Raw genomic sequence first — 11,886 nt, forward strand, 5'->3', positions numbered from 1 at the left:
TGGACGCCGACGAGCGCTACGTCAACCGCTTCGCGGCCGTGGCGCGCGACGCGCCCTGGGCGCCGCCGTGGGACCCGTCGCTCGACCTGCCCGCGCTGCCGCTGATGACGGCCAGCGTCATGGGCGTGGAGGGCGTGCCGGTGTGGTGCGACGAGCTGGGGCGCGTGAAGGTGCAGTTCCACGGCCTGGATGCCGAGGACCACGCGCACGCCGGCGGCGCGGGCACCAACGGCAACGCCGGCGACGGCGCCTGGGTGCGCGTCAACGGGCTGTGGTGCGGCTCGGGCTTCGGCGTGGTGTTCCCGCTGCGCCCGGGCATGGAGGTGAGCATCGGCTTCGAGATGGGCGACCCGTCGCGCCCGGTGATCCTGGGCAGCCGCCACCACGCCAGCAACGTGGCGCCGCGCTTCGACGGCCTGATCGGCCTGCCGCACAACCACGGCTTGAGCGGCATCGTCACGCGCGAGCTCGGCGGCAGCCGCGGGCAGCAGCTGCGCTTCAACGACAGCCCGCGGGGCTTCAGCGCGCAGCTCGCCAGCGACCACGCGGCCAGCCAGCTCAACCTGGGCGACCTGGCCACGCCGATGCGCCAGGGGCGGACGACTCCGCGGGGCGAGGGGTTCGAGCTGCGCAGCGACGCCGCCGGCGCCATCCGTACGGCCAAGGCGCTGCTGCTGTCGGCCTGGGCCCGGATGGATGCGTCAGGCAACCAGCTCGACGCCCGGGAGCACGTGGCGCTGATGCAGGAATGCCTGGAGCTGTTCAGGAGCCTGGGGCGCTACGCCGCGCAGCACCAGGGCCAGGCGGCGGACGAGGCGGGACAGGAAAAGCTGCTGGCCGACGTGAAGGGTGCGCCTGCGGGCTCCAACGTGGACCCGCACGGCCAGGGCGGCGCGCCGACACTGAGCCTCACCGCGCCGGCCGGCATCGCCGCGACCACGCCGAAGACGATCCTGTCCTACGCTGGCGTGAGCATCGACAGCGTGGCGCAGCAGCACCTGCAGTGGACGGCGGGGCAGCGCATCAGCGCCCACGCCGGCCAGGGCATCGCGTGGTTCGCGCAGCACGGCGGCATCAGCGCGATTGCGCACCACGGCACGTGGCTGATGCAGAGCCAGCACGGGAACATCGAGGCCAACGCCGCGCAGAACATCCGCTGGACCGCCACCAGCGGCCAGCTCGTGGGCATGGCTCGCAAGATCATGCTGGTGGCCGAGGACGGCAGCTTCGTACAGATCGGCGAAGGCGGCATCACGCTGGGCACGAAGGGCGCCATCACGCACAAGTCCGCCAGCTTCGCCCAGAACGCGCCAGCCACCCTGGGCACCGATCTGCCGACCTTCTCCCAGGGCATGGCGGACCAGCGCTTCGTGCTGCGCTACGGCGGGCACGACGGTCCGGTGGCCGCGCAGCGGCGCTTCGAGATCCGCCTGAGCGACGGCAGCGTCGTCACCGGCACCAGCGACGCCGAGGGGCGCACCGAGGTGCTGCAGCGCGACGCCATGCACATCGCCCACATCCGCATCCTCAGCAACGACTGACACCACCATGAGCCGCTATTGCAGGACAACTCATGAGCAAGGCGCCGACAGCTCGGTGCTTCAGTGCGAGCGCAAGACCGACAAGCTCGTGGCGGTGACGCCGCAACTGCCTGGCAACGTGATCGTGGTGCATGGCGTCAACGACGTGGGCGTGAGCTTCGAGCAAGTCGAAAAGGGCTTGTGCGCCGGGCTCAACGAACGCCTGGGCTGGGGGGATCTGGCGCCGCTGCAACCGGCGAGCTACCGCATGCCCACGCCCGAGGACGCCAAGCGGCTGGAGCCCGATCCCGACGCGGTGTTCTTCAAGCGCCAGGCGCAGCCTGGTCAGCACTCACCCGTGATCCCGTTCTACTGGGGCTACCGGGCGGCGCCGGACAACTTCACGCCGGACACCCGCACCGACCACGGCCAGGCCGTGGACCGCTGGGGCAACCGGCTGGACAAGGATTTCAGCAAGGGCGGCGGCCCCTTCGGCAACGCCACCAGCACATTGCCCGACATGTGGAACCGCGGTTTCGGCGCCGGCCCGGCCGATGCAGTGGACCGGTTGAGCAAGGACCCACTGCGCCCGGTGCTCAAGGCGCCCGGGCGGCTGTACATGGTGCTGGCCGCGCAGCGGCTGGCGGCCTTGGTGGCCATGATCCGCGACTACGACCCTGACGACGTGGTGTCGCTGGTGGCACACAGCCAAGGCTGCATGCTGAGCCTGCTGGCACAGGCCTTCCTGCTGGAGCAGGGCTTGCGCCCGGCCGACACGCTGGTGCTCACGCACCCGCCTTACAGCCTGGTGGACGACGTACCTTGGACCAGCGACGCCGCCGAGATGTTTTCCGGCGGTGAAGACGCCGTCATGCGAGCCCGCTACCCAGGCTTGGCTGGTCGCCAGACGCTGTACGCACGGCTGCAGACGCTGGTCAACATCGTGCAAGGCGTGGTGGGGCAGCGGCATGCCACGCCTGCGTTCGCCGAGCTCAAGGCGCCGCAGCATCAGGGCCTCGTCGGCACCCGGTGGGAGCCCGGTGAGGACCGTGACAACCGCGGCAAGGTGTACCTGTACTTTTGCCCCGAAGACATGACGGTGGCGCTGGACAACGTGCAAGGCATCGGCTGGCAAGGCGTGCCGGACCACCAGAAGGGCTCACGCATGGTGGACAGTGATCGCAGATCGGTGCCTGGCCCCATGGAGTCCGAATCCTTCACCGAGACCTACCGCTGCCAGCCACTCAAGGCGCTGGGCAGCGGCTTCTTCCAGCGCGTTTTCACTGCACGGCAGCGCGTGGCACAGGACGCCCCGGCCGGCGCACAGCCGCAGCCGGTGCTCGTGGGCGCCGCGCCGCACGACCATCCGTTGCGCGTCAAGGGCGAGGACGACCACGGCCACGTGGCGTCGGGCGCGGCCACACTGCGCGCCTCGTTGCCGGAGGTGGACTGGCCGCCCGCGCGCAGCTCGACACTGGCGGCGTTGGTGCCCGCGGCACGGCGCCGCAGCGGCATCCGCCGCATTACGGGCGAGGCCCTGCGCCGCCCGGTGGTGGCGGACATGTACGCCGGCGCGCTCACGCTGCCCAACCAGCCCCAGGGCGCGCACGAGGGCGTGGACCCCATCGACGCGGCCATTGCCTCCACCAGCCGCTACGGGCTGCAGCCGCTGCCCTCCACGGTGATTGACGACCCGCGCCCGGCGCAGCAGCGCTTCGGCGGCGACTCCCGCGACCAGCTCGCGCCTTGGGAGTGCCAGCAGATCGAGAAGGCCATGAACCAGGACAAGCCGCCGGGCGAGCTGCGCAAGGTGCTCTCGGGCTTCCATGCGGGAGCGGAACGGGTGCGTGTCGTTTGCAGCGAGACAGCCAACGAGGCACGGCTGCGCCAGCAGCAAAGCGTGGCGGCGCGCTCGTTCCACGGGGCGATTTTTGGTAGCGCGCTCAATCACAAGCAAGTCACGGCCTATGACGTGGCCATCGGCGGTGGCAAGGCGGTGAGCGATCCGGCGTTCCGGGCCTACTTGTGTGCGGTGGCGGATTGGCGGTTGAAGAAGCCGAAAAATTCCAAGGACAAATTGCGTCCGGGCATTCTTGCTTGGGACGATTTTCTTGACATGTACAGCGAGTACTACGGAGCAGAGACAGAGGAACACAAAAGGCTGATCTATGGCAACTGTGTCTACTACAGCACCGGCGTGCTGCCTGAAGGTTTGCCATTGCCGCCTGGAGGAATGCCACGCGCGGTTGTGAGCGAGACGATGCAGGGGCAGCGGATTGATTCAACGCAGATCGCTGACGCTGAGGTTTGGCTCACCGACGAGGAATTCAAGCAACGCAGCGGGCGTAATGGCGGCACGGGAGCGCTGGCGTGAGTGCACCTCGACGCAGTGACCAATGGACGGATGTCCTTCTGCTGCTGAGCGTGGTGGTCTTGGTAGGCGTGCCCTGGCTATTTCTGGACCGGCTGGTGGGCCCGTCCTTGACGTTGACGGAGGGACTGACTGTGAGCACGAAAGCACTTTGGGGCTGGTCAGCCGGCTTGGTGATGGTGGCAGCGCTTGTCGTAGGTTTTGCGACGCCATTGGCTGCTGCGCAGCCGACGAGGCTCGCTTCGGCCAGTCCGTCCTTGCAGCCCAACGAGCAGGCCCGGCGCGAAGACGTGCTGGAAATCATTGGGCTGGGCGTGACGCTGGATAAGTACCGCCAAGGCAAGCTGTGGGACGCACTGCGGCAAGGGTCACCCTACGCCAGCATTCGCGAGCAGGACCCGAACAATTACCCGTGGAGTGCGCAGGAGAAGAAAGGTCTGGAAGGGCTGCGCTCCGGCGACTCGCTGGAGAACGGTGCCCATTACACGCCGGTCTATTGGGGGATTCCGACCTTTGCAGCCGAATCACCGGCAGACGACCCCAAGCGCCCTGCCTCTCCCACTGAGCCTACGCTGGGCATTGCTTCCGCCGCCGACACCTCCGGCATGGCTGCTCATTTGTTCGTGTCAGCCGGGTGGGAATTGTCCGAGCGGCCAGACCGTCTGCTGGCACGCGTGTTTGATTTCTTCGACGAGCATCCGGATGTGCCGTACGTGGTGCTGAGCTCATCGGATGGGATGTATTTGCGAAACCTGTTTCGGCCCAAAGGATCGCCCGTGCTGATTCGCGATGGCTACTATGTGCCGCCCATGCCCGACAGCTCCATGCTGTTCGTGCTGGCGCGCCGGGAGCGCGTGGATGCGATACGGCCGTACGCGTTCGAGGATGTGGACGAAACCAGGATGCTGGCCGACGAGGCCAACCTCAAGGGCTACGCGCGCAAGTTATGGCTGGCGTACAACAAGCTTGGCCGGTCGCTGCCACGCTCTCCCGGCATTTCCGAACGCGTGCCAACCGTTCCCGAATGGCTCGAAGCCACGCGCGCCTTTGCTCAGCGCGAGGACATCTATCCCAAGCAGGTTTCCCTGCTCCACGGCACGTTGTTCTCGAAGCACGGCCAGCCGCCGCGCGACTTCAAGCCCACGCCCTGGTTCCCCATTCCCTGGAACAAGGAGCAACTGGCCGAGGTTGACCGCCTGCCCACGCTGGGCTTCCTGCACCGCCCGGTGTTCGTGAGGACGGTGGACGAGCAGGGCCGGCCGCTGGCGCGGCGCGCCGAGCGCATGGCCGCCCTGGCCGCCGGCTGGCAGCAGGCGCTGCTCACGCTGCCCGAAGCCGAGCGCCAGCGCGCACCGGCGCGCGTGCTGGCTGCCACCGGCGGCCAGGTCGAGCAGACCATCGCGCTCACCGGCGTACTCGACGCCTGGGCCGGGCAGGGCGGGCCGGAACTGGACCGGTCGCAGCCCACGCAGTGGATCGACACCGACGCGCGGCTGGGCAACACCGGCGCGGCCACGTGGTTCATGCAGATGGCCGTGGGCGCCATTGCCAGCTACCGCGACGGCGGTGCCAGTGCCGCCATCAACCTGCGCGATCCGGCCGAGGCCAGCATCGTCTTCGTCACGCCGCCCAGCCCGGAGAAGGTCAAGGGCCAGCGCCACATCAAGGGCGGCGACGTGTGGCGCAGCATCGTGGGGCCGGCGGTCGATCCGGTGAACTACGCGCAATGACGGCTACCGCGAGGTTGACCATGGACAAAAGCGCATCTTCGAGATCGACAAGCCGCTTGTTGATGGCGGTCGGATTGCTGGCTGGACTTGCGTTGTCCGAAGCTTCGGCGCAGCCCCCGGTGCGCGCGTCGGCAAGCCAACTTGCGCCCGACGACCAGGCCCGGCGCGAATACGTGCTGGAAATCATTGGGCTGGGCGTGACGCTGGACAAGTACCGCCAAGGCAAGCTATGGGAGGCACTGCGACAGGGATCTCCCTGCGCCAGCATCAGTGAGCAGGACCCCAGCCTGGCCGACCATGCCAGCTTCAGCGGCCCGGCCGTGGTGGAGGGCTGGGCCGGCTTCGAGAAGCAGGAGCTCTTCGCCTTCGAGGGCCACGAGACGCAGACCAGCCGCGCCACGTGGCAGCTCATGGGCCAGCTCAAGGCCATCGAGGAGGAACGCAGCATTCCCTCGGTGCTGCGCATGCCGGCAGCCAACCTGCGCAAGCTGCTGCAGCGCGAGCGGCCCGACGCGGCCAACGAGTTCCGGATCCTCAAGGCGCTGAAGTCGCCCAACACCTGGGTGGCGATCCCGGCCGGGCACTACCAGTTCATGCATCCGGAAACCGCCGGCGAGGACCACCCGCTGCGGCTGCGCCAGGTCTTCGACGACCGCTACTTCATGGCGTCCAACGAGTTGAATCTGCTCAATGCGCTGCTGCTGGCGGATGGAGAGGAGCAGGATGGCGGTGATTGACCGAATAACAACATACCCGTGAACCACCGGCACACAGCAGCTCCTGAGGCGCCCTGCGTTCCTCCCCGGGTGCCGTTCCGGATCGCTGCTGTTCCTGCCCGGTTGTCGAAGGGAACACAAGAGTGATACAGGGAAGGAGAGCCGCTGCACCTCGTGCTGGGGAGCAAGCTCTCGGGTATGTTGTTTTCTGATCGTTTCCCACTCTTCCCGCCATCCGCAGTGCGCTGTCGCACCCGGTGGCCCGGCTGCTGGCCTGGGAGCTGCCGCGCGCGCGGCAACGACAATCCCGGCCCATGAACGACGACTTCCAGGACAAGCCGCCCGCCAAGGCGCCACGCCGGCGCCGCAGCGCCGCGGCAGTCATCCCGGTGGGACTGGGCCGGCAGGCCAGCGCACCGCTGGTCGAGGGCTGGGGCCTGGCGATCGAGCTGCAGCGGCCGGTGCCGGTGCCCGTGCTGCTGAGCCGCACCCAGGCCGCCACGGCGGGGCGCGCGCTGGTCGAGGCGCTGTACCCGCAAAAGGCGCAGCGCGAGGCGCTGGCCCGCGCCGGGCAGGTGCTCGTCCTGGCCGACGGGCTGATGAGCCGGGACAGCTTCGACCAGGACCAGGACGTCGGCGCCGCCCTGGAAGAGCTGCGCGGCTATCTCGCCCGGGTGCTGCCCGCGGCACCCGGCAGCGGCGAGTCCCGCACGCCGTGGATGGGCCTGACCGACTGCTTCCAGGCCGGCGACCGCTCCGACGACACGGCGGCGTTCGCGGCGTCCCTCTACGACGAGCCGGCGTCCGCCTCGCTTTGCCTGCCGTTTTTTCGGGCCCACTTCGAGCACCAGGGGCCGGCATCCGACCCCTTCGGCGGCGTGTTCCGCGACCCGGCGTACCGGCCGTGCAGCGTGAAGCTCTACCAGGCGCTGGCCGATGCGCTGGGCGTCGAGGCCGGCGCCATCCAGGGCCTGGCGCTGGTGCCGCTGCGGCGGGAGACCCGGCACCCGGCCGGGCCGCCCGCCGCGGACGAGGACCCGCTCGAATTCGGCAGCGTCGGGTACGAGAGCGTCCTGCGGGCGCTGGCCGAGCGCGACAAGCACCAGCTCGACGCCTGCGACGCGGGCGAGGAGCTGGCGCGGGCGCTGCGGGCCATGCGCGCCCAGGCGGCCGACGAGCAGGCGGCGCAGTTCGGCTGGCGTCGCAACGTCGCCGTGGTGGTCAGGCCCGGCGGCGAGGTCTGCCTGGGCTTCGCGACGGTGGACGAGATGGGCGACGCGCTGCGCAGCCATCTCGACGGCTGCGCGGCGCCCGGCGAGCTGGTGGCCAGCCGGTGGGAGCACTGGCTGATGGAGCACTACATCCCCGTGCTGCAGGAAGCCATTGCCGCGGGCTGCGCCGTCCTGGCGTTTTCGGCGCCGGCCCTGGCAGAGCACCGGGAGGCGAAGCCGTCACCGGCCGCCGGCGCGCACGACCTGCCCCTGCTCGACGCCGTGGTCATCGAGGAGGCCCGGGGCGTGCGGGGCGACCTGAGCGAAGGCGTGCTCGTCCAGGCCTGGCGCTGCCTGGCGCTGCTGGATGACGCGAAGCCGCAGAGGCGGGCCGCGGCGTCGGTGGACGGCGGCACCGCGTTCCTGCTGTGCACGGTGCTGCTCGTGGTGGACGCTGACGGGCATCCCGTCCAGCAGGTCAACCTTTTCCATTCGACGCCCTTCGCCGCCGACGTGCTGCAGGACAGCGCCAGGCACCATGCCGAGACCTTGAAGCTGCCCCTGCAGTGGCGGCACACGCTGCTGCATGTGGGCGACGAGTCGCTGCAGCTCACGGTGGGGCCGCAGCGCGAAGTCCAGGTCAGTGCGCGCAACCCGTTCGCGGAAGCCGCGAACCGGCAGGACCATTGAGAAGCCGTCCATCACGATGCTGACCGTCCACCACCTGGAGAACTCCCGTTCGCAGCGCGTGCTGTGGCTGCTGGAGGAGCTGGACCTGCCTTACGAGGTCCGCCGCTACGCGCGCGACCCGGCCACGATGCTGGCGCCGGCCGAGTTGCGCGCCGTGCACCCGCTGGGCAAGGCGCCGGTGCTCACCGACGGCGCGCAGGTGGTGGCCGAGACGGGCGCCATCGTGGAGTACCTGCTCGACCGCGCCGGCGGGCAGCGCCTGCGCCCGGCGCCGGGTACCCCCGAGTTCCTGCGCTACCGCTACTGGCTGCACTTCGCCGAGGGCTCGGCCATGCCGCCGCTGCTGCTGAAGCTGGTGTTCGACCGCGTGGCCAGCGCGCCCATGCCGTTCTTCGTGCGGCCGGTGGCGCGCGGCATCGCGCGGCGGGTCCTGGCGTCCTTCGTGATGCCCAATATCGAGGCCCAGCTCGATTTCATGGAGGCGGAACTGGAGCGCGACGCCTGGTTCGCCGGCCCGGAACTCACGGCGGCCGACGTGATGATGAGTTTTCCATTGGAAGCCGCCGCGCAGCGTGGCGGGCTGGATGCCGGCCATCCGCGCCTGATGGAATTCCTGAAGCGCATCCATGAGCGCCCCGCGTACCGGCGCGCGCTGGAGCGCGGCGGGCACTATGCGCTTGGCATCTGACGTGGGACGCAGGCGGCTTGCGCCGTCTGGGCCGTGAGGAACGGCGCGCCTATAGGGCTTGAGCCGTCGCGCTGACTGCAAATTCCGGAACGGCGTCTCGGAACATGGGCGTGGAGCGCGAAGCCGACAGGCTGAAATTCGCGGGGCGCGTTGGCCTGCGCGCGGTTAAACCCCGCTGCGTCCTGATTTGCGGCCGCTCTCAAGGCTGGACCAGCCAGCGGATAAAAACCTTCCCCAGCCTCGACGCCTGCTTCCACAAACTCGTCGTCATGACGCATAACCCTGTGCTGAAACGGGGGCGGAGGATGCTGGAGGTGGCGGGGCGGGGGTGATGAGGGTTTTGTCTTTGGGGTGGAAATGGAAGACGGACTTTCAGTGGCTGTCTCAATTGCCTTCATGAAAGACTGCTTTGCAGCGGGAGCGGTCATACAGCCATGGTTCACGAAGTGGGACCACCGGCCAGGTGTATCCGCTCCTAAAATAACCTAGCTTGTTGCGGATTTACTGTCATCTTCATTTAAATACAGTTCTATTCCTCTGTTTTTAAACAAATCTTTAATCAATTTTTCCCATCGTCTATTTGGTGGATTTTGCAGAATGCGTTTGCATGCTTCTATAAAATTTACAGAAGCAGATCCAAAGCGTTCGAAATTGGTGTGCCTTTTCTTATAGATATCTATGTTCTTGAGCATAAAAGTTTTTAGTGGTTCACTAGTAATGCTTAAAATCGTTTTTTCAAAGTCGTCTATTGTGGCGGCTCTCATCACTGTTTCGTCCTCAGAGCTATAGCCGTTGCGTTCCACCATCCATAAACACACATCAAGAAGCGAGCGTGTTTTTATTAAACTATTATGAGCCTGCTTATACGCATTTGCGATGTCTGGATGGACGGTTTCTCCAAAGAAATCGTCAAGAACAAAACTGTCGGGGTTAACTCCTTCGTTTTTGGAAAGTTCAAGCAGATGACCTATCCAGGCATCGATCATTCGACTTCCAAGCACGTCACCGCCTTCTAGACTACTGACGTGATAATGCAGCGCTGTGATGTCGGTTGGGCTTAGCAAACAGATATCTGGAAGAAGAGATTCAGCGACCTCCAATAGTTGCTTCTCCGTGAGATCTGGTCGAAAGATGCATGCTTGCGCGAAGGAATATGCACGTCTTTTTGTGTCGTCAAGGCGCGTGTCTGCAAGGTATTTATTTATGGTTGTATCCAACTTTGAACGATCAAATAGGCCTGACCTCAAATAGTCAGCAATCAACGACTCGTATTCATCTGCCCCATAGATTCCGAGTTTTTGCATAAGAAGCTCCCACTCAGCCTGTAGCCTATCCTCATCAGTCTCCCGCCCTTCCTTTCTGCGTTCATACGTCTCCACACCAGCCATGATTGAACCTGAACTGAGAACAAAATCAATCGATGGGCCATTATCCATTCCTTTGTAATGTATAGCGGAAAGAAGCACGGCAGATGGTATAAGACGATTAACAACTCCATGAGGAAGCGAGTCTCGCCCCATTAAAATGCGATTTGTGGCTCGAATTATTTTACGAATGATGCGAATGTTTGTTATTCCGCATGCCTCTACTGCTGTCTTTATATAGCCTGAGAACTTCGAAGGTGTCAATTGGATTGCGATGTCAAAAGCTTCTGCGGAAGTTGTCTCTAGACGAAGCTCTTGGTCAATGACTTTTTCTCTAAATTGTTCCCAGATTTTCTTTTCGACTAGCTGATCAGTATTAAGAACAAGAAGAAATCGGCAACCATAGTTTTGAGTGAAATCATCAATAAAGCCCAAAACTTCATCAATAGAAAGTTTGCTGTGCTTGCGCTCGATGTCGTCCACCACGATGAACTTACTTCGCACAAGAGCCGGGACTGCCAGAAGTGCCAGTTCGTCTAGTGCTGAGGCTCCTTTAAAAAGCGACGTAGCGATTTTCTTCGCGCCATTAATTGCAGAAATCGCTGCATCCATTGCTGGCCCTTTACTGTTACCCAGTGGCACAGCGCTCTGTGCAAGCCTTAGCTTAAGGTCTAAGATTGTGGCTACGCCAAAAAGTGATACGTATAGAGCGTCCGCAAGAGCTGAATCTTCAGCTTCCTGCTGTATTTTTCTCCACATATGACTTTTACCAGTGCCCCACTTGCCCGCAAGGGCGGTTACTTTGATATCTCCGTCCGCCAACAAATCCAATAGGTTGGCTTTGGTTGTTGCCATTGTCATGTACATTCTCTTTCAATAGGTATTGGTCGGGTCTCGTCTGTTTTCAAGCTATTTCGAATGTAGCCTCGATTATAACATTGTGATACAATCCATAAGTTGCCGAGTTGGTGGCACATTACTGCGATTCTGAGTGAGGTTTTACGTCTCCTCTTGTCGAAGAAGCTCTGCGAAGCTTATTAACCCGGCAATCAAACAGTGCATGCACCGATTTGTTCGCCGGCGTACGCGAGATGTGAACCTCGAAAGTAGTTCATGATTCGTTGCGGCATGCCTTGCAAAACCTTCATGAAATCGTGTGCGACGCTGCGCAGAAGTCCGCGGCTGCTTGATGCCGGCCGTGTGCGCAATTCGGTCTTGAGGTCCCGGTTGACCAACTCATCAGGGTTCAGTTCAGGCGAATACGGCGGCAGGTAGAACAACTCGATTTCGTTATTGTGTGCGCGCAGCCAGTCCTGAACTTTATTGGCCTTGTGCACCTTCAAGTTGTCCACGATCAGGAATACCTTGGACTGCGCATCATAAATCAGGTCGCACAGGAACTCGATGAACCGCTCAGCATTGATAGCCCCATCGTGAAACTCAAAACGCAGCAATCCCTGATTGGTCAGCGCCGAAGTCATGGTGATGCCTGGCGTGGGCCGCTTGGTGGCGTAATCCTCAGTCGGCGTGTGGCCCGCAGGTGCATAGCCTCGTATCCAGGCTGTGTCCTGCCGCACTGCCGTCTCGTCTTCCCAA

The 11,886-nt window shown here is 64.2% G+C and carries 9 protein-coding genes; 7 read left to right on the forward strand and 2 right to left on the reverse strand.

Annotated elements, in window-relative coordinates; genetic code table 11:
* The 7 genes from FJ694_RS34830 to FJ694_RS34860 form a co-directional block, all read left to right on the forward strand.
* Positions 1–1,541: DUF2345 domain-containing protein (locus tag FJ694_RS34830; RefSeq protein ID WP_157272110.1), on the forward strand; the 1,541-nt coding region annotated here is incomplete at its 5' end.
* A gap of 7 nt (positions 1,542–1,548) precedes the next feature.
* Complete coding sequence (locus FJ694_RS34835) at positions 1,549–3,894, forward strand: Tle3 family T6SS lipase effector (protein WP_157272111.1); 2,346 nt, start codon at positions 1,549–1,551, stop codon at positions 3,892–3,894.
* A complete protein-coding gene (locus FJ694_RS34840; protein ID WP_157272112.1) occupies positions 3,891–5,621 on the forward strand; it encodes a type VI lipase adapter Tla3 domain-containing protein in 1,731 nt (576 codons plus the stop codon). The genes FJ694_RS34835 and FJ694_RS34840 overlap by 4 nt, the downstream gene beginning before the upstream one ends.
* Before the next feature lie 92 nt (positions 5,622–5,713).
* Complete coding sequence (locus FJ694_RS34845) at positions 5,714–6,358, forward strand: type VI lipase adapter Tla3 domain-containing protein (RefSeq protein ID WP_157272113.1); 645 nt, start codon at positions 5,714–5,716, stop codon at positions 6,356–6,358.
* 293 nt (positions 6,359–6,651) lie between these two features.
* Positions 6,652–8,238 (forward strand): hypothetical protein, encoded by a 1,587-nt coding sequence (locus FJ694_RS34850; RefSeq protein ID WP_157272114.1) that lies wholly within the window; start codon positions 6,652–6,654, stop codon positions 8,236–8,238.
* A gap of 16 nt (positions 8,239–8,254) precedes the next feature.
* Complete coding sequence (locus FJ694_RS34855) at positions 8,255–8,926, forward strand: glutathione S-transferase (RefSeq protein ID WP_157272115.1); 672 nt, start codon at positions 8,255–8,257, stop codon at positions 8,924–8,926.
* Between the two features lie 110 nt (positions 8,927–9,036).
* On the forward strand, positions 9,037–9,258 hold the full coding sequence (locus FJ694_RS34860) for a hypothetical protein (protein ID WP_157272116.1): 222 nt from the start codon (positions 9,037–9,039) through the stop codon (positions 9,256–9,258).
* 153 nt (positions 9,259–9,411) lie between these two features.
* On the opposite strand, the gene FJ694_RS34865 is transcribed toward FJ694_RS34860, so the two are convergent.
* Both FJ694_RS34865 and FJ694_RS34870 read right to left on the reverse strand, forming a co-directional pair.
* A complete protein-coding gene (locus FJ694_RS34865) occupies positions 9,412–11,151 on the reverse strand; it encodes a P-loop NTPase fold protein (RefSeq protein WP_157272117.1) in 1,740 nt (579 codons plus the stop codon).
* A 188-nt stretch (positions 11,152–11,339) separates the two neighbouring features.
* The coding region (locus FJ694_RS34870) for an IS630 family transposase (protein ID WP_157272118.1) at positions 11,340–11,886 on the reverse strand (547 nt) is incomplete at its 5' end.

It is taken from the genome of Azohydromonas aeria (genome assembly GCF_009760915.1).
Taxonomy (GTDB): domain Bacteria; phylum Pseudomonadota; class Gammaproteobacteria; order Burkholderiales; family Burkholderiaceae_C; genus Azohydromonas; species Azohydromonas aeria.

Coding starts and splice junctions, on each gene's coding strand:
- FJ694_RS34850 (WP_157272114.1), top strand. CDS start 6,652: ATGAACGACGACTTCCAGGACAAGCCGCCCGCCAAGGCGCCACGCCGG.
- FJ694_RS34865 (WP_157272117.1), bottom strand. CDS start 11,151: ATGACAATGGCAACAACCAAAGCCAACCTATTGGATTTGTTGGCGGAC.
- FJ694_RS34835 (WP_157272111.1), top strand. CDS start 1,549: ATGAGCCGCTATTGCAGGACAACTCATGAGCAAGGCGCCGACAGCTCG.
- FJ694_RS34855 (WP_157272115.1), top strand. CDS start 8,255: ATGCTGACCGTCCACCACCTGGAGAACTCCCGTTCGCAGCGCGTGCTG.